This is a genomic window from Anaerolineae bacterium (genome assembly GCA_013178015.1).
GTDB lineage: Bacteria > Chloroflexota > Anaerolineae > DRVO01 > DRVO01 > Ch71.
In genome coordinates, this window is the sequence record JABLXR010000009.1 from 12,868 (window position 1) to 30,418 (window position 17,551).

At 66.6% G+C, this 17,551-nt stretch carries 15 protein-coding genes and 1 other RNA gene; 7 read left to right on the top strand and 9 right to left on the bottom strand.

What is annotated here, in order from left to right; genetic code table 11:
- Positions 1–48 precede the first annotated feature (48 nt).
- The 3 genes from HPY83_04760 to HPY83_04770 all read left to right on the top strand — a co-directional run bounded on the left by HPY83_04760 (position 49) and on the right by HPY83_04770 (position 5,239).
- A complete protein-coding gene (locus HPY83_04760) occupies positions 49–1,197 on the top strand; it encodes a hypothetical protein (protein ID NPV07260.1) in 1,149 nt (382 codons plus the stop codon).
- Positions 1,198–2,053: 856 nt separating this feature from the next.
- A complete protein-coding gene (locus tag HPY83_04765; protein ID NPV07261.1) occupies positions 2,054–3,694 on the top strand; it encodes an FAD-dependent oxidoreductase in 1,641 nt (546 codons plus the stop codon).
- 366 nt (positions 3,695–4,060) lie between these two features.
- The gene (locus HPY83_04770; GenBank protein ID NPV07262.1) at positions 4,061–5,239 is read left to right on the top strand and encodes a Gfo/Idh/MocA family oxidoreductase; all 1,179 of its coding nucleotides are present in this window, start codon (positions 4,061–4,063) and stop codon (positions 5,237–5,239) included.
- Positions 5,240–5,242: 3 nt separating this feature from the next.
- Here the strand turns inward: HPY83_04770 and HPY83_04775 are convergent, their stop codons facing one another.
- A complete protein-coding gene (locus HPY83_04775; protein NPV07263.1) occupies positions 5,243–6,697 on the bottom strand; it encodes a hypothetical protein in 1,455 nt (484 codons plus the stop codon).
- Positions 6,687–7,217, bottom strand: coding sequence for a divalent-cation tolerance protein CutA (locus HPY83_04780; GenBank protein ID NPV07264.1), 531 nt, complete (start codon positions 7,215–7,217; stop codon positions 6,687–6,689). The genes HPY83_04775 and HPY83_04780 overlap by 11 nt, the downstream gene beginning before the upstream one ends.
- Here HPY83_04780 and HPY83_04785 point away from each other — a divergent pair.
- Complete coding sequence (locus HPY83_04785; GenBank protein NPV07265.1) at positions 7,168–8,334, top strand: MFS transporter; 1,167 nt, start codon at positions 7,168–7,170, stop codon at positions 8,332–8,334. The two genes, HPY83_04780 and HPY83_04785, sit on opposite strands and share 50 nt — an antisense overlap.
- Here the strand turns inward: HPY83_04785 and HPY83_04790 are convergent.
- A complete protein-coding gene (locus HPY83_04790; protein ID NPV07266.1) occupies positions 8,327–8,656 on the bottom strand; it encodes a hypothetical protein in 330 nt (109 codons plus the stop codon). The two genes, HPY83_04785 and HPY83_04790, sit on opposite strands and share 8 nt — an antisense overlap.
- Positions 8,657–8,847: 191 nt before the next feature.
- On the opposite strand from HPY83_04790, the gene HPY83_04795 reads away from it, so the two are divergent.
- The 3 genes from HPY83_04795 to HPY83_04805 all read left to right on the top strand — a co-directional run bounded on the left by HPY83_04795 (position 8,848) and on the right by HPY83_04805 (position 11,374).
- Positions 8,848–9,909, top strand: a complete 1,062-nt coding sequence (locus tag HPY83_04795; GenBank protein NPV07267.1) for an alcohol dehydrogenase catalytic domain-containing protein — start codon at positions 8,848–8,850, stop codon at positions 9,907–9,909.
- A gap of 112 nt (positions 9,910–10,021) precedes the next feature.
- Entirely contained in the window at positions 10,022–10,249 is a 228-nt protein-coding gene (locus tag HPY83_04800; GenBank protein NPV07268.1) for a hypothetical protein, read from the top strand.
- Positions 10,250–10,333: 84 nt separating this feature from the next.
- A complete protein-coding gene (locus HPY83_04805) occupies positions 10,334–11,374 on the top strand; it encodes a Gfo/Idh/MocA family oxidoreductase (protein ID NPV07269.1) in 1,041 nt (346 codons plus the stop codon).
- 55 nt (positions 11,375–11,429) lie between these two features.
- Here HPY83_04805 and rnpB read toward each other — a convergent pair.
- The 6 genes from rnpB to HPY83_04835 form a co-directional block, all read right to left on the bottom strand.
- Positions 11,430–11,803, bottom strand: an RNA gene (gene rnpB / locus HPY83_04810) — RNase P RNA component class A.
- A gap of 444 nt (positions 11,804–12,247) precedes the next feature.
- The gene (locus HPY83_04815) at positions 12,248–13,204 is read right to left on the bottom strand and encodes an amino acid ABC transporter substrate-binding protein (GenBank protein NPV07270.1); all 957 of its coding nucleotides are present in this window, start codon (positions 13,202–13,204) and stop codon (positions 12,248–12,250) included.
- Complete coding sequence (mltG, locus tag HPY83_04820; GenBank protein ID NPV07271.1) at positions 13,179–14,390, bottom strand: endolytic transglycosylase MltG; 1,212 nt, start codon at positions 14,388–14,390, stop codon at positions 13,179–13,181. Before mltG ends, HPY83_04815 begins: the two co-directional genes overlap by 26 nt.
- On the bottom strand, positions 14,390–14,827 hold the full coding sequence (gene ruvX, locus HPY83_04825) for a Holliday junction resolvase RuvX (protein NPV07272.1): 438 nt from the start codon (positions 14,825–14,827) through the stop codon (positions 14,390–14,392). Before ruvX ends, mltG begins: the two co-directional genes overlap by 1 nt.
- Before the next feature lies 1 nt (position 14,828).
- Entirely contained in the window at positions 14,829–16,313 is a 1,485-nt protein-coding gene (locus HPY83_04830; protein NPV07273.1) for a hypothetical protein, read from the bottom strand.
- Positions 16,298–17,551 (bottom strand): hypothetical protein, encoded by a 1,254-nt coding sequence (locus tag HPY83_04835; protein ID NPV07274.1) that lies wholly within the window; start codon positions 17,549–17,551, stop codon positions 16,298–16,300. Before HPY83_04835 ends, HPY83_04830 begins: the two co-directional genes overlap by 16 nt.

Below are 17,551 nucleotides of genomic sequence, written 5' to 3' on the forward strand. Positions count from 1 at the left end.
GTGGGCGCACGCGGGGCATGACCGACCATGGCGGGAGGGAAAGCGGCGATGCGACGCACACGAAGGCTGGCCGACTACCACGCCGCTCTCGCCGTCTCGCAGAGCATGGAAGCCCGCCGCGAGGAGTACCTGGACTACATGACCTTCAGGGAGAACCGGCGGCCGCTGTTCACCGAGATCTTCGGTCCCCTCCTGGGCCTCAAGGAGGAATGGGCGGCCCAGGGCGCCACTCCCCAGGAGCTCGACCTGTCCGCCTTCCGCTACCGGCGCCCCGCCTTCGGAAGCGTGCCGGTCTCGACCGGCTGGATGGACCCCTACCAGGAGGAGATCCTGGAGGAGAGCGATGACTTCGTCATCGCGCGGGACCGTTACGGCCGGCGAGTGAAGCTGAGCAAGAAGGCGGCCACCCTGCCTCTGCCCCTCGAGTATCCGGTCCGCGACATGGACGACTGGATGCGGGTGAAGCACCACTACCAGTTCTCCCCCTCGCGGCTGGCCGGTGACTGGGAAGCGACGGCCCGGGCTCATCTTGCGGCCGACAGAGTGGTCACCGTGTCCATTCCAGGGGGCTTCGATGAGCCGCGTCAGCTCATGGGCGAGGAAGCGCTGGCCCTGGCTTACTACGACCAGCCGGAGCTGGTGCACGACGTCCTCGACACCATCGCCGAGACGGCGGTCCAAGTGCTAGACCGGGTGTCGCGCACGGTCCAGGTGGATCAACTGATGGTCCACGAGGATATGGCGGGCAAGAGCGGGCCCCTGGCCGGGCCGAGACAGGTTCGGGAGTTCATCGCCCCCTACTACCGTCGGGTGTGGGAGGTGCTGGAGGCTCGCGGAGCCCGCGTCTTCGGCCAGGACTCGGACGGGAACATGAACCCCGTCATGGACGAGTTCCTCGAGGCCGGCCTCAACTTCATGTACCCCATGGAGCCTGCGGCGGGCATGAACGTAGTGGCCCTGCGGGAACGGCACGGCACTCGCCTGGCGTTCATGGGCGGGATAGACAAGCACGTCCTGCGGGGCACTCGACAGGAGATCACGGCCGAGCTGGAGTACAAGATACCCCCGATGGTTCGCACCGGGGGCTGCATCCTCGGCCTGGATCATCGCATACCCAATGGTACGCCCCTGGACAACTACCGGTTCTACGTGGCCAAAGCGTGGGAGATCATGGATCGCGAAGCTGCCCGTCTGTAGGTCTACCCGGCGCGCCGTGAAGTCTGCTGTCCCAAAGGGTCAGCTCAAGCCGGCTTTGCCGCCCCGTCCGCGGCCTGTGAGAGTGTAGGCTCAGGCGCCGTCGCCTATGCGGCCGGCGCCGGTGCCTTCGTGGTCCCCGCGGTTACTCTACCGGTGTGTGGTTGTTGCGTGCGAGCTAGACCCCGAAAGGGCTGACTCCGGCTCGCTCTCAGCAGCGCACCGTTCACGGTGCGGGTTCGCTTACTGCCGCCTGGTAGAGGGTGCGACCCTCTACGAGCATCTCGCTGAGGGACTCCTTCCTGCCCAGCGGCGCCATCCCCTGCCTGACGACCAGCGGCGCAGGCAAATCTGCCGGGCTGCTGCAAGTAGGTCCCACTGGAAGCAGAATGCGCGGATGCCAAGGCCGATCGCATTCGCGTTGGTGGCCCGAAGATGTCGCTCTCACCGTTGCAGGCGTCACCACACCCGGTACCCGCCGGCTCATGCCGCCCCAGTCCCCGCTGTCCCCGTGCCCACTAAGCCCGTCGGCTGCCACCAGTATACCGCATAGGTAAGATAATGTGCCTACTATCACGCCCGGTTGCAGTACTGCTCGTAGTGTGGTAGAAGTTGCACATGGGGCTGTATACAGCCTCGCGAAGGCTGGGCGACCCGCCGACTGGTCTTAGGGCTGGCACGGCCTGCAGGGCCCGGTCCCTACGACACTGGAGCGGCGCACCGAACCGCCCAGTAGGTCGAGAACCGACAGGCAGCGAAGTCGGAAGGGCAAGCGTAAGGAGGGTGCTATCGAGTAGCCAGAGGGCAGCACGCAAGACGTCGGTGGAGCAACTGCTTCAAAGAAGAAGAGGTGATCCAAATGTCTGACCACAAGTTCCGTGTAACCCGTAGGTCATTCGTTATGGGCGCTGCAGCCAGTGCAGCGGCGGTGGCAGGCTCCGGCATCCTCGGAGCGGCAGCCCAGACCTCGGAGGCCCAGGAGGCCCCGCAGTATGAGTGGGAGACTCCCCCCGAGCCGATCCCCGATGCCGACATCACCGAAACCGTAGACGCCGACGTGGTCGTCGTCGGGGCCGGTTGCGCCGGTGTCCTGGCCGCGCTGGCGGCGGCCGAGGGGGGCGCTGATGTGGTCGTGCTGGAGAAGACGGACAGGGCTCAGGGCCGCGGCGGAGACAACACTGCCATAGACAGCCGCATACAGCGGGAGCTAGGCATCGAGCTCGACAAGGACGAGATCGTGTACAAACTCTGGCACTGGGGGCAGGGCCGGATCAACATGGACCTGCTCTACCTCTGGGCCGACAGCAGCGGCATGGTCATGGACCGCATCGAAGAGGTCATGGCGGAGAACGACCTCGAGGTCTATCTCGTGGTGCCGGACCGGACCGATGACGAGGCCGCCGTCATTGATAGCTGGCCGCGACCCGAGTCGCTACACGGCTGGAACTACCGCACTGAGACCATAGTGGAGTATCCCACGTGCCACCGAATCGGAGCCATCCACACCGACCAGAGCGCCTGGCTCAACCTGGTCCTAGGGAAAGCCGTGGATCTGGGGGCTCAGGTGTACTTCAACACTCGGGCCCAGCAACTGATCCGGGAAGAAGGCGGGCGGGTCACCGGCGTGGTGGCGCAGAACGAGGATGGTGACTACATCCGGTTCAACGCGGCCAAGGCGGTCATCCTGTGCACGGGCGACTACGGCGCCGATCCCGAGATGGTGGCCAAGTACACTCCCGAGAAGCTACTCCCCGGCATGGTCCGGACCAGCACTGGTGACGGGCACAAGATGGCTATGTGGGTAGGCGCGGTGATGGAGGAACTGCCCCACTGCCCTATGAGCCACCTGTTCCACGCCATGGGCACCGATGCTTTCCTTCAGGTGAACAAGTGGGGCAAGCGCTTCTACAACGAAGACGCCGACACGGAGAGCATAGCTAACCAGTACTACGAGCAGGGTGGCGCCTGGGTAGTCTTCGATTCTAGCTGGGAAGAGGACGTGGAGAAGATGGGGCCCGGTTTCTTCCGTATCCACCGGGCGACGGATGCGGTGAGAGCCGACTTCCAGGCCAAGCTCGACAGCGGCCGGCTTATCCAGGCCGACACCATCGAGGAACTGGCTGAGAAGATGGAGGTGCCGGCGGACACCCTCCAGGCCACCATTGACCGCTACAACGAGCTGGCCTACCTAGGCGAAGACCGGGACTACGGCAAGCGCGCCGACCGGCTCACGCCGGTGGACACGCCGCCGTACTACGCCGGCTGGTCGGGGAAACCGGCCTTCGCCCTCGTGGTCTTGGGTGGCCTCCTGACGAACGAGAAGCTGCAAGCCCTGGATGCAGACCACAATGTCATCCCGGGGCTATACCTGGCGGGCAATACCGTGGGCCGACGGTTCAAGGGTGGCTACCCGGTGATCTGCCCCGGCCTCAGCCATAGTATGGCCTGGACGCACGGGTACCTGGCCGGGAAGTGGGCAGCGGAAGAAGAGGAGGAGTGATGCGCGAATGGCGAGGCACAGAAGCTTCGCCGTTCACGTCTCATCCCTAATGCATCGCAGCGGGGACCCGACTCTCGGGTCCCCGCCCTTTGCTGTCCGTCTTCAGCTGCCGCGGCAACAGCGTAGCCACCAGTTGCGCGATCTGACGGAGATGATGCCTCCCGCCTCGGCCAGCGCCCCGAGGGTGCCGTCTTCTGAGGTGGAGCCGATCGAGCGCGCGAGGCGCGATGTCACTGCCGGGGGTGTCTGTCCCCTGCGCACCGTTCCGTAAGCAACTCACACGCGTGCTCCCGCTCTGGCTAGACAGCACTTGCCCGGCTCGCGTCCCCGCCTTAGCATCAAGGCCACGCAGTCAGGAGGCGGCAAGTGCGCACAGGCATCGGCATAGGCGTCGTCGGCCTCGGGGGACGGGGCCGCTACTTCTGCGAGCTCTACGGGAACAACCCCCGCTCCCGGCTGGTCGCCGTGTGCGACCTCTCGCCCCAGCGCCTGGATTTCGTCCGGCGCCGCTGGGGCGACTCGCTCGCCTACTTCACCAATCTCGACCACATGCTGGCTCTGCCCGGCCTGGACGCCGTCATCGTGGCCACGGACGACCCGCACCACACCGAACCCACCGTCGCCGCCCTGCGCGCCGGCAAGCACGTGATGGTAGAGAAGCCCATGGCCCAGACGGTGGCCGACTGCCGCCTCATGGCAGAGACGGCGCTCAACGCGCCGGGCGTCTTCATGATCGGCCTGGAGTTGCGGCACTGTGTGCTCTTCGAGCGGGTGCGCCAACTCCTGGACGATGGCGCCATCGGAAGGGTGCTGCTGGGCTGGGGCATAGACAACGTGTCTGTGGGCGGCAACTACTTCTACCACGGCCGTGCTCGCCGCCGAGACTACATCAAGAGCTTGCTCATCCAGAAGGCCTGTCATTCTCTCGACCTGCTGAACTGGTACATGGGCGGCCGGCCCAGGCAGGTCTTCGCCTGCGGCGGCCTGGACTACTACGGCGGGGATGAGCCTAACGACAAGCGCTGCCGCGATTGTGACCGCGCCGCGACCTGCCCCTTCTTCGTCCGGCACGACCGGTTCATCATGGACTACGGCGCCGCGGTGGAAATGGACGACCGATGCGTGTGGGCGCAGGAGTGCGATGTGCCCGACAACTCCGTCCTGGCCGTGTCCTACGACAACGGCACCCGCGCCACCTTCACCGAGTGCCACTTCACCCCGGAGTACACCCGCGAATTCACCTTCGTCGGGGAGACGGGCAAGCTCTACGCTCTCTACAACAACGAGGGCAACTTCCTGATTCGCATTCAGCACCGCTTCAGCGACCACGTGGACGAGTATCGGCCGGTGTACACTGGCGGGCACCACGGCGGTGGAGACCTGCGCATCATGGAGGAGTTCCTCGATTGCATCGAGGAGGGGCGCCAGCCCCGGGCCAGCCTCCAGGCTGCCTACGACTCCACCGTGCTGGCCATCTGCGCCGAGGAGTCTATCCAGACTGGCCGGCCCGTGGACGTGCCCCTAGTGGAGGTCGTGCGGGCCTGAGGCTCAGGGCAAGCGGAACAGATAGAGCCGCACCCGGGCCAACTCCCACAGGCCCTGTCGATCTCCGTGCTGAAGGAACCATGCCTCGGTCAGCCCGGGCTGGTCCCACATGTCGGCTTCGGAGAGCAGCAGCCAGGCCCTCTCAAGCCCCTCGACCTTCGAGCGAAGATAGCGGTCCACCTCCTCCGCCGAGGCACCGTCGTTGGTGTAGGGACCCTCAATGAAGGTGTAGCCCTGGCCTAGGTAGTAGTCCAGGGAGTGCCTGAGGTAGGGGATCTGCATCACCAGGGCGTCCCCTGGCTGCCAGTGGCGGCGGATGATGTCTGCTGCCCCCCGCGCATCCGTCTTGATGCTGTAGGAGCTCTGCAGGTGCACGCCGTACAAAGATGCCGCCAGGAGGGCGGTCCCCACCGCCACGCCGACCACGCGAGAGCGAGCGTGAGCTCGGTGTAGACCTAGCGCCAGGAGGAGGAGCAGCGCCGGTAGGGAGGCGATGAGGTAGCGGTCGGTGAAGATGGGTGAGCGCAGCGAGATCAGGTGCACGAGCAGGACCGGCACCGCTAGCCAGCAGAGCAGGAAGCGAACCTCGGCGGTGGCCCGCGGGGGCAGGACCAGCCCTACAGCCGCCAGGGCGAACGGGACCAGCAGCAGGGGCTGGGCGCTGGCGAGTATGCCCAGGGTCCATCCGCGTGACAGGATGGAAAGCACTTGGGGCAGGGGGTAGTAGGGGTGGCCGGTCCGAAACGCCGACAACAGGAGAGGCGCCTGCCAGGCGGCCAGAGGCACGTAGGGCAGCACCATCAGCCCCACCGCGAGGGCGAACGGCACTCCTCTGGGCCGGCGTCGGGGCCAGGCCACCAGGTACGCCAGCACTTGGGCCGGGACGAGCAGCACCCCCAGGACGTGGACGTAGGGGGCAGTCGCGGTCACCAGCACATACGTTGCCCAGCGCCGGGCGCCACCCCGCTCGAGCACCGCTAGCAGCGTGGCGGTGGAGACCGCTCCCAGCAAGCACAGCAGGGAGTACATCTTGAGCTCCTGGGAGTACCAGACCAGGTAGGGCGAGCATGCGCCCAGCGCCACAGCAAACAGACCCGTCCCATCGGAGGTCGAACCGTGGTGCCGCCCTAGGCTGCGGCGACCGCCGCCCGCCGGCGGGGCCAAGCGTCGCCCCAACTGGAGCAGGACCGGCAGCAGGAGTACTCCCGGGATCACCGACGAGAACCTCAGGGCGAACTCGGTGGTGCCGGCCACCCGGACCCAGGCGGCCAGAAGCCAGGTGTAAAGGGGCCCGTTCCATCCCAGCTGGCTCAGCGACGTGACGGCTCCCGACTGAGCGAAACGCAGAGCGTCCACCTCGTCCCTCCAGAGACTCTGGAAGGTAAGGCCGTGGAGCCGCAGGGCTAGGCCAGCCAGGATGAGAAGGTAGGGAAGAACCCGAGACCAGTTACCTCTCATCTCCGGCAGCCGTCGTGCTTTCCGCGATCCAGTCCAGGTAGGGCGCGCTGCCTTCGGAGAGGGCGAGGGCGATGATCTCGGGCACGTCGTAGGGGTGCAGATCCCCGATGCGTTCCTCCAGGCGGGGCAGGAGGTGGGCGCTCGTCTTGATCAGGAGAAGCGTTTCTTGGTCCTGCTGGACCTCCCCCTGCCAGCGGTAGGTCGAGCGCAGCCCGGGCAGGGCATTGACGCAGGCGGCCAGGCACTCGGCGACCAGGCGCTCGGCGATCAGTGCCGCGGCCTCCTCGGGTGCCGTCACCAAGACCAGTCGGAAGGCAGTTCCGTCTCTCAAGGCATACCTCCGTGGGGATCGGTGCCGCAATCGTCGCCCCCATGTTAGCGGGGCCCGTCTCGGAGTGCATGTCCTTACCTTGCTGGTGCCGTTGCCGCTGGCGTAGACTTGCGGTTCAGTCGGCCGACAGAGGAGCTGGATGAGCCGGAAGCGAGTGGTGCGCACGCTCCTGGTGAGCAACTTCTTCATGGGCGTGGGCTTCAACATCTGGATGGCGGTGTTCAACAACTTTGCGGTGGAAGAACTCGCCATCGGGCCGGCGCAGATGGGGATATTGCAGTCCCTCCGCGAGGTGCCCGGGGTGCTGGGATTCGCCACCAGCTACCTGGCCCTGTTTGCCTCGGAGCTCACGCTGGCTACGGCGAGCGTGGTGGCCACGGGCGTAGGCCTGGCCCTGATGGGGTTGGCCACTGGCATGCTCAGCCTTCTGGCATACTTGATGGTCTTCTCCACCGGGTTCCACATCTACCATCCGGCCAGTTCGGCCGTGGCCCTGATGGAGTCCGAGGGTGGGGACACGCCCCGGCTGCTCGGGCGCATGGGCTCGGTGAACGCGGCGGCTGCTGTGCTGGCCACCGCGTTCGTGTTCTTCGCCGTGGGCCCGCTGGGGTTCCGCCACACCCTGATGCTCACCGGGCTACTAACGGCTCTGGGCGGGCTCTTCTGCCTGCGCAGCGGCCATCGGGTGCAGGTGCGGCAGAAGCAGCAGAAGGTGGTCTTTCGGGCCAGATACTGGGTCTTCTATGCCCTCACTTTCCTCATGGGCAGCCGGCGCCACATCTTCAGCACCTTCGCCATCTTCCTGCTGGTGAACACCTACGGCATCCGGACGCAGACTACCGCAGTCCTGTTCCTAGCGAGCAGTCTGCTGGTAACCTACGTAGCCAGCCTTCAGGGGAGGCTGGTGGCACAACTGGGTGAACGAGTCACCATGACGGCGTACTTCGTCACCATCGTGCTCATATGCCTGGGCTACGCCTACGTATCCTGGCTGCCCTTGCTGTACGTGCTCTTCGTGGGCGACAGCGTGATGGCGGGGTTCGGAATCGCCGTCAACTCCTACTTCCGGAAGATCGCTCCGGCGTCGGAGGTGACGGCGAACATGTCCATGTCGCAGACTATCAACCACATCGCGGCGTTGTTCGTGCCGGCGCTGGGCGGGCTGATGTGGCAGCGCTTCGGCTTCCAGTCCACTTTCTTGTTCGGTGCCGCAGTGGCCGGCATCTGCCTGGTGGTCAGCCAATGGCTACGGGTGGTGCCGGCACCAGCTGCGACTGTGGCGGAGGGTGTCTCCGGCGCTACATAGACGAGCGGCCCGACATGGCCACGGCGGTCAGTCGAGTGTTCTCTTCGATGGAGAGGATGACGTAGATACCCTCGGCGGCGGCGTACAGGACCAGGAACCAGACGACTCCTGCCAGCAACGTGCCGGCGCCGGTGACGATGGCGGCCAACACGCCGCCTATGGCTACCCCTGGAAGGTCGCGGCCGAGAGTCTGGCCCAAGGAGCCAACGGAGCCTCCTATGACCAGGAAAATGGAGATTAGGATCACCACTACCAGCTCGATCCAAGCTAGGATCTTGAGCAGGGTGCCGATCGTTCGCAGGGCCCGGAAGCGCTTCTCCATGTGTGACTCCTCCAGTGACGGCTGTGTGCTCGCCCGGCACGATACGGGGCGTTTGTAGCAGACACACCGATGCACTGCAAGCGCTGGGCCAGCGGCGGAGGCGAGGTCCACGGACACCGGAGTCGGTGCTGCCCGTGGCGGGAGCCAACGGTGACGTCGTTGTGAGGAGGTGCCAAGTGGCAGGAGACAGGATGAAGGCGGTGGTGTGTCACGGGGTGGGCGACTACCGGCTGGAAGAAGTGCCCATGCCCGAAGTGGGTCCGGGAGAGGTCCTGGTCAAGGTGACGGCGACTGGCGTGTGTGCCAGTGACGTGAAGGCAGCGCACGGAGCGGCGCGGATCTGGGGCTCGGATGTGTTCCCCCGTTACATCCAGCCGCCGGTAATTCCCGGGCACGAGTTTGTGGGCACTGTGGTGGCCCTGGGCGAAGGGGCGCAGGAGCGGCACGGCGTCCGCGTCGGCGACGCCGCCGTGGCGGAGCAGATCGTGCCCGACTGGACCTGCCGATACTGCCGCCGCGGCCAGTACTGGATGTGCGAGCAGCACGACATCTTCGGCTTCCGGCAGCGAGCCCAGGGCTCCTGGGCCCAGTACATGAAGTTCCCGGCGGATAGCATCGTTCACAAGGTACCCCAGGAAATGCCGGCCCCGGTGGCCGCTCTGATCGAGCCCCTGGCGTGCGCCATTCATGCTGTGGAGCGGGCCGACATCCAACTGGGAGAGACGGTAGTCATCGCTGGCATGGGCCCGATCGGGCTGTGCATGTTGCAGGTGGCGCGGATGAAGTCCCCCGGCATGCTCATCGGATTGGACGTGCGGGAATCCAGGGTGGAAGTCGCCCGGAAGCTAGGCGCCGACCTGGCTCTCAACCCTGCCCGGGAAGACGTCATCGCCAAGGTGATGGACCTCACCCATGGGTACGGCTGCGATGTCTACATCGAGGTCACCGGGTCACCCAAAGGTGTGTACCAGGGACTGCAGATGATCCGGAAGCTGGGCCGTTTCGTCGAGTTCAGCGTCATGGCCGAGCCGGCATCGGTGGACTGGTCCATCATTGGGGATCAGAAGGAACTCGATGTACTGGGGGCGCACCTGGGTCCGTACTGCTACCCCAACGCCATCCGTTTCCTGCAGGAGGGGAGCGTCGATGGACGAGCCTTGGTGACCCACACTCTGCCTCTGGAGCGGTTCCAGGAGGCGCTGGAGCTGGCGGAGCGCGGCGAGGAGTCGCTCAAGGTGGTGCTGCTACCGTAGGCACGAGGGGCGCGTTGTAGGGGGCCAGGTCGAGTCGGGCGACGAACGCGAGCGATGCCTGTGATATATGGCCGGGCTCAGGCGGTTGGCTACGAGTTCAAGGAGGCAGGCGGTGGATTACGATCGGCGAGGCGGATGCCTGGGAGGAATCATCCAGCTGCTTCTGCTCTCGTGGCTTTTCGACTGGCTGCAGCAGCGGTTCGGCTTCGGTCGAGGCTGCTCCTGCACCGGGATTGGATGTGGGCTCATCATGCTCCTGGTGTTCCTTCTGCTGGCCTGCAACATCATCACGGGGACCGACTGGTTCCGACTGACGCAGGTGGTGCTTCCCTTCGTCTAGCCGCTGCCCGAAGGGCGGCTTCCGTGGCCGCGAGGACGTCATGAGCGCCGCTTCATCATCACACTGCTGACACGCGAGGTAGGCATGGGAGAAGATCGGGTGAGGTTCGCGGTCATCGGCCTGGGAGCCGGTCGCCATCACGCGGAGCGCCTGCGCTCCGCGCCACACGCTGAGCTCGTGAGCCTTTGCGATGCGGACGAGGATCGGCTCGGCCGCGTGGCCGACCAGTTCGGTGAATGCGAGCGGACTACCATCTATGAGGTACTGCTGTCTCGGCCAGACATTGATGCCGTCGTGGTGGCCTTGCCCAACTTCCTCCACGCGCCGGTGACGATAGCCGCCTTGCGGGCGGGGAAGCACGTGCTTTGTGAGAAGCCCATGGCTCGGACGGCCGCCGAGGCCGCGGAGATGCTTCAAGCTAGCCGCGAGACGGGCCGCAAGCTCATGATTCACTTCAACTATCGCTTCACCCCGGCAGCAGTCGCTCTCCACCGCTTCGCCAGTGAAGGGGGTCTGGGAGAGGTCTACCACGCCCGATCGTGGTGGCACCGCACCCGCGGAATCCCAGGGTTGGGAGGCTGGTTCACTTCTAAGGAGCTGGCCGGCGGTGGGCCTCTGGTGGACCTGGGAGTGCATCGGCTCGACCTGGCCCTCTGGCTCATGGGCTACCCGAAGCCGGAGTCCGTCTGCGGGGCTACGTACTCGGCGCTTGGTCGCGAGATTGCCGCCCGACAGGGTAAGTCGTTCGACGTAGAGGACATGGCCTCGGCCTTCGTGCGTTTCGAGAACGGGGCCACCCTAGTGCTGGAAGCGAGTTGGGCCGCCAACGGCGAGCTGCGGGAGGAGATGTTGACCCAGATCTACGGCACCCGGGCTGGCATCCTGCACCGCAACGTGGATGCCGGGTATCAGTTCGAGGCCCGCATCTTCCGGGAGCGGGAGGGCGAGTATGTGGCCGTCGCGCCCAAGCTGCCGGCAGAGGTGGAGACGCCGCAGGAGCACTTTGCCCGCTGCATCCTGGAGGATCGCCAGCCTTCGGCGACTGGCGAGCAGGGTCTCGAGGTGATGAGAATCCTGGATGCGATCTATCAGTCGGCCGAGCGAGGAGAGGAGGTGCGCCTGTAGCGCGTCGCCCTGCTGGTCGGAAGAAGAGACGGGGGCCAGCTGCCTGGCCCCCGGGCGCGGGAGTCGGTCTGTAAGCCGAGTTCTGTGCCCCCAGCATGCCGGGGCGGCGGTCATCTATCTGGGCCGGCAGTCACCTGCCGGCTCTAGCGGCCTACCTGGAGCCTCAAGGACGAGCAGCCCCCGGCCATCTAGGGCCTTGCTCCGGCTTGGCCTTGCTCCCGGTGGGGTTTGCCTGGCCACGCCGGTCACCCGGCGTGCCGGTGGTCTCTTACACCACCTTTTCACCCTTGCCGCAACAAGGGCTGCGGCGGTATGTCTCTGTGGCACTTTCCGTCGGGTCACCCCGCCTGGGCGTTACCCAGCACCGTGCTCTGTGGAGCTCGGACTTTCCTCGGGCATCACCGTGCCCGCGACCGCCCGACCGACTCCGCTATGTCGATTATATCATGGTTCGATGCGTAGCCGAACTCCGGCGAGAGCTCAAGATCAGAGGGACGGGTCTTCCAGCGAGCTCGGGTCTCCGGCGCCGGGACGGAGACGTGTGTCGCCGGGTCCATTCGCGCGTGGGCGCGCGAACTCCTCGGAGGTTGTTGATTGTCTCCCTTGAGGCGTCCGCACCCCCCCCCCGCGGCGCGACGGCGCTCGAAGTAGAAGCGCTGCTGCCAGAGCTCCTTCGCGCGTGGGCGCGCGAACTCCTCGGAGGTTGTTGATTGTCTCCCTTGAGGCGTCCGCACCCCCCGCGGCGCGACGGCGCTCGAAGTAGAAGCGCTGCTGCCAGAGCTCCTTCGCGTGTAGGCGCGCGAACTCCTCGGGAGTTGGCGTAGCGGGCAGGCGGCGGGGCACCGCAACTCGCGGCCGGTGGCTACGTCAGGGTCACTCCTGCGCTGGGCAGGGATACCAGTCAAGGCTCTGGGGCTGGGGCCGGTACACGCCTTCCTCCCGCCGCCAGCCTGCCGCCTGTATGGTCGCCAGGGCGGCCGCGACCACTGCCTCCCGAGTGACGCGGGGGCCCGCCGCGGCGACGGCTTCCAGCGCCCAATGAGTCGCTGAGGCCACCAGGGAGGCAGCGGACGGGGCAGGCCCGGTGGTGGCAGCGTGGAAGGTGATCTCCGGGAAGGTCTTGACCAGCGCCGCTGGGCAGTACCCCAGGGGGAGTGACACGTCACGAGGTGGGTGAGGATCAGTGCTCAGCCGGTAGGCCAGTTCGAGCAAGCCGCAGTCGGCGGCGACCTTCTCCGCATCTGCAGGGGCGGGGGCCAGGTTGAGGCCAGTTCGGAGGATACCCTCAGAGCGAAGCGCGCCCTCCACCTGCGGGGTGAGCAGCTCCGCCAGGTCCGACAGCGATGGGGCCAAGCTGACCACCAATCCGGGTTCCTGACCGCTGGCTGTCGTGGCCAGAGGCACGGGCGAGACCTGCAGGAGTCCGGAGGCCAGGTAAGTCGGGGCAGCCGTGGAGCTCGTCTCCGGGGCCAGGTGCCCCACCACCGCCACCAGATGCGGGTCGGCAGCCAGCTCCAGTGCCCGCAGGCGGGCCTGGTCCGCATCATTGCTGTCGTCCACTGCCCATACCTGTACCTGGAAGCCGGCGGGGCGGTAACGATCGTTCCATTCCTGGATTTGAGAGCGGGCGGCCTCCAGGGCCTCGTACCCAGTGGCGGCGAACAGCCCCTCAAAGGGAGCCACGAGGCCCAGCCGGTACAGCTTGGGTGGGCGGCGGGGGAAACGAATGTCTAACCTCCCTCCACAGCCGGCGGTGACAAAAAGGCCAGCGAATAGGGCTCCGGCGCCGGCCAGCAGCCGTCGTCTACCCGCCCTGATAGCGGGCGACATTGGCCAGGTGCTCGTCGAAGGTGAGGCTGAATACGTGGGAGCCATCGCCCCGAGCTACGAAGTAAAGGTAGTCGGTCTCTGCCGGCCACAGGACGGCCTCGATCGAGGCCAGGCTGGGGCTGCAGATGGGTCCCGGTGGCAAGCCCGGGCTCAAGTAGGTGTTATAGGGGGAGTGAGTGGATCTGAGGTCGGCGAGGAGCAAAGGCACTTTCCACCAACGTCTGGTGTCCTCCTGCCAGCCCAGCGCGTACTGCACCGTGGGATCCGCCTCGAGCAGCATGTCGGCCTCGAGCCGGTTAAGGAACACCCCGGCGATTAGGGGCCTCTCCTCGGGGACTACAGCCTCCCGCTCCACGATACTGGCGATGATGAGCACCTGGTAGGGCGTGAGCCCCATCTCTGCCGCCCGGGCGCGGTGCTCCGGCCCGAAGCGTTGCTCAAAGTTGCCGACCATCGTACTAAGGATGGTCTCCGGCGTGGCATCAGGAGAGAGACGGTAGGTGTCGGGGAAGAGCATGCCCTCTACGCTGGCCACTTCGGGCGGCCGCCCTACCCAGAAGGGGACGAAGTCCGCGGCCCGGGAAGTAGCCAGGGACAGGAACTCATCGCCTGCTCCAAAGGCCTCCTGCACTGCTGCAGCGACCTGCTCCAGCCTCCAGCCCTCCAGGGTGACCAGCACGGTGTCGTGACCCTGAGCGCTCAGGAGCGCGGTGGCAATCTCCCTGCTGCTCATGGCTGGGGAAAGCTGAAACCGCCCCGCCTCGATGTGACGGTCCAGGCCATGGTGCTGCAAGAGCAGCTTGAACGCGGATGCATCCCGAATCAGGCCGACGTTCTGGAGCCGGATGGCGACGTCCGAGGCGGACTCGCCCGGGTGGACCTCAAAGGCGACGGGAGGCGCGTCGGGGTCGTCCGACACCGGTACCAGCTCCTCCTCCTTGGTGGCAAGGAGCAACTGTACCGCCAGTCCTTTGAGGCCTTCACTCGGGACGGCCTCGGTGCGCTCTGCCAACGGTGAGGAGTTCTCCCGGGCGGGCGCAACCACGCAGCTATAGAGGGCAAAGAGCAGGGCTGCTGTGAGGGCCAGAGCGAACAGCAGGTAGAAGGCGCCCCCCAGGAGGCGTAGCAGCAGGGGGCGGGAGACCGGGGCAGATGGTCGGCGACGCGAGGCGCTGCGGGAGGGCATCAGCTGCCTGCCCCAGTGGTGCGGCAGCCTGTCGAATCCAGGTAGCTCTGCAGGATCACGGCTGCCGCAGCTGCGTCCTCCAATTCGCGGCGCCGACGACGCCCGGCCCCGCTCTCTCTCAGCAGCGCCTGAGCGTCCTGCGTGGAGTAAGCTTCGTCACGGAACTCTACGGGGAGGGGCAGAGAGGGGATCATGCCTTCCACGTAGCGGCGGACGCGCTCCGCCTGCGGGCTGGGCGTGCCGTCCGACTGCAATGGCAGCCCGACCAGCAGTAGATCGGCACCGGTCTCGGCGGCTAGCTCCCGTATCCGCATCGCGTCTCGCTCCCGTCCGTGGCTCTGCCACACAGCGTAAGGCCGGGCCAGCCCGCTCTCGGTGCTGCCCACGGCGGCTCCGATGCGTCTCTCACCCACATCGAGGGCCAGGATGACGGCCATCCTAGTAGACCAGGTCCACGTGGACGCGGAAACCGAAGCGGGGCACGCTGGCGGCCCACCCGGGCCTGGTGGAGACACGGGCCGGCTCGGCGAGGGCGAAGGCCTGGTTGAGCCGGCTTTCCGCCTCCTCGCGCGGCAGACCCAGCACCAAGTCCCTAACTTGGCCGGGATCCACGCGAGCGCGAACGATGCCGCTGGCCACCACGGTGACGAGCAGGGTGCCATTGTCGCTTCGTTCGGTGGAGGTGATCTGGAACCGCAGCCCCTCGGCGAGCAACTGGTAGCCCTCCGGGACAGCGCCCTGGAGCCCGGCCAGAGCGATGCGGTTAGCGTCGCCCTCGGCAAAGGCGATCTCTTCGAACTCGGCCCGGATGGTCAAGGTGATCTGCTCGGCAGCCTCCCCGAGCATCTTGTCGTAGCCCTCGCCGAGGATGCGGGTCCGCCGTAGGCTCTCGCGGATGGCGATGTCTCCCGGTTCGAGCATGGACTGCACTACCGTGTGAGCTTCCTGCTCCAGGCGCTGCAGAAGCGCCTGGCGGAGTCGCTCCCGGTCGGCCTCGGTGACGGCCCCTACCTGGCGGACCGAGCCTCCCTGGGTAGGCTCCTCATTGACGACGCTGATCTGGCTGGCCAGGGTGCCCTCCACCCGGTTGATGAGGTAGGCACCCACGTTACCCTGGGGCCCAGGATCTACTGCCTCGACGGGGACGGGAGCGGAAGAGCCGCGCACCCCGGGCAGCTGCACCTCAACGGTAGTGCGGAAGCGCACGGGCACCCCGGAAGCGGTGGTGACGATGGTCCCGGCGGGCACGGTCACGGGCAGGGCACGCTGGTTCACCAAGACGACGGTGCCGGTGGCACGAGCATCGGGAACGTCGCGCCGAGAGGTGGTGGCTTGGCTGCCCGTGCCGGTGAGGACGGCGGTGATGCTGCGTCCGGGGATGGCCACTGCCTCATAGTCTACCTGCTCCAGCCCCGGCACCACCGAGAGACGCACCTCGGCCGCCAGTTCCTGCGACGCCGGCCTGACCCTGACTGTGGCTTCGGGGAGCAAGAACGCCGTCCCCCCGCCCACGGCAACGAGGAGGGCTACCAGCAGGCTCAGCCCCAAGAGCCGCTCTGCCCAGGAATGCGTATCCGGAGCGACCGCGGCATCGGACTGTGCCGGGCGGCGCCGCTCAGCGATGCTGGTGGGCCGGGACGGGGTGCGCCACCTGCGAGCTGTCTCGGCCCGCTCCAGGCTGGAGAACACCGACAGGCCCGCATCGCGGGCATGGCGGTAGGTAGCACTGTCGTGGGTGACTATTGCCAGGCGGAGCCGGTGGTCCAACACTGCTCGCGCCACTACCTTGGCCCCCACTGCGGTCTGCATCGAGCGGGTCCCGCGAGGCACCACCAGTATGACGTCGCGCTCAGTGGCGGCGAGCAGCTTGGAGCGGATCGCCGAGAGCGGTTCATCGGGTAACGCCTCTACGATTTCAGCCAATCCGCGTCTACCTCGAAGCCTGCTGCACTGGCCATACGTGCAACCCTCACCACCTGAGCTCGAGCGTCTGGCTCGACCCCGAGGCGCACCCACCAGTCAGCCACAGTCAGAGCGACCGCGTGGGCGGGACCCAGTCGCTCCGGACCCGCTACCAGGTTCCGGCAGGCGTCGTCAAGCGCCAGGGGCTGCAGGACTGGGTATCTATGGAGCGGTAAGATGCTATCACTGGCCAAGAGACCGGGCAAGAGGGACAGGTCGGGCAGGGAGGAGCCGGCACCGGTGGCGAGCCACCGGCCGGGCAGGGGCTGGCCAACCGCGGCCAGAACCGTCACGAGCCGCCGAGTCCACGTGCGCAAGGCATGGCGGATGACCTGCCGGGTGCGCTGTTCCGATGGAGACCGAAGACGGCCCCCTGAGTAGGCGAGCTTCAGGCGCTCGGCTCGCGAAGGAGAGACTCCGGCTGCCAAGGAGAGATACCGAGTGAAGTAATGGCCTCCAATGGGGAGCTCGGCCCGGCACAACCCCCCCTCGCTCCCCTGAAGGTAGATGTGAGTGCGGTGCCCCCCTAGGTCGAGGAGCAAGCAGCCGGGATGACGAGGCAGGACCTGACCGACCCACAGAGACTCCGGTACCAGTATGGGCCGAACGCCCAAGGAGTGGCCCCAGTCCCGCCAGAAAGACGCCGAAGCGTCGACCGTGGCCACGCCAACCTCAAGGTGGACATCGGTGCCCCGGAATCCCTCGAGGGCCGTGACCGGACGGCCGTCCACCGAGGCCGCGTGCCAGGCCGTTCCCAGCCAGAAAGGCGTGGCTCCTGCTCCCTGCTGAGGGGAACTAGCGCGGGCGCCTTCGATGGCGGCCCGCTCGATGGCCATCGTTCGCGAAAGCGCTTCCTGAGGCCCGATGGGGGCCAAGGGCCGGGGCCGGACGACCTTCCCACTGTGAACAGTCAGCAGGGCAGGAGGCATGGGGATGGAGATGAGAACGCAGGCCGGAACCAGCTCGCGGCCGGCCAGTCGGAGCGTCCTCTGAGTAGCCCGGCGCAGCGCCTCGCTGGCAGCCTGCGCCTGGCTGGGGTAGAAGCTCCCCTCTCCGCAGCGCCGGCGGGGGTAGGACACAACCCCTGCTCCGGCCACGACCCACCTGCCGGCTGGGCCGCGATGCACGATCAGAGCCTTAGCATAGGCCGTGCCCGGGTCCAGCACGGCAAAGGGGCGACCGGAGCGCAGGTACTCCAT

Excerpts from the sequence above, each read along its gene's own strand:
- HPY83_04790 (NPV07266.1), bottom strand. The coding sequence starts at position 8,656 with ATGGAGAAGCGCTTCCGGGCCCTGCGAACGATCGGCACCCTGCTCAAG.
- ruvX (NPV07272.1), bottom strand. The coding sequence starts at position 14,827 with ATGGCCGTCATCCTGGCCCTCGATGTGGGTGAGAGACGCATCGGAGCC.
- HPY83_04780 (NPV07264.1), bottom strand. The coding sequence starts at position 7,217 with ATGAAGAAGTTGCTCACCAGGAGCGTGCGCACCACTCGCTTCCGGCTC.
- mltG (NPV07271.1), bottom strand. The coding sequence starts at position 14,390 with ATGCCCTCCCGCAGCGCCTCGCGTCGCCGACCATCTGCCCCGGTCTCC.
- HPY83_04835 (NPV07274.1), bottom strand. The coding sequence starts at position 17,551 with ATGGAGTACCTGCGCTCCGGTCGCCCCTTTGCCGTGCTGGACCCGGGC.
- HPY83_04815 (NPV07270.1), bottom strand. The coding sequence starts at position 13,204 with ATGTCGCCCGCTATCAGGGCGGGTAGACGACGGCTGCTGGCCGGCGCC.
- HPY83_04805 (NPV07269.1), top strand. The coding sequence starts at position 10,334 with ATGGGAGAAGATCGGGTGAGGTTCGCGGTCATCGGCCTGGGAGCCGGT.
- HPY83_04785 (NPV07265.1), top strand. The coding sequence starts at position 7,168 with ATGAGCCGGAAGCGAGTGGTGCGCACGCTCCTGGTGAGCAACTTCTTC.
- HPY83_04775 (NPV07263.1), bottom strand. The coding sequence starts at position 6,697 with ATGAGAGGTAACTGGTCTCGGGTTCTTCCCTACCTTCTCATCCTGGCT.
- HPY83_04795 (NPV07267.1), top strand. The coding sequence starts at position 8,848 with ATGAAGGCGGTGGTGTGTCACGGGGTGGGCGACTACCGGCTGGAAGAA.
- HPY83_04760 (NPV07260.1), top strand. The coding sequence starts at position 49 with ATGCGACGCACACGAAGGCTGGCCGACTACCACGCCGCTCTCGCCGTC.
- HPY83_04765 (NPV07261.1), top strand. The coding sequence starts at position 2,054 with ATGTCTGACCACAAGTTCCGTGTAACCCGTAGGTCATTCGTTATGGGC.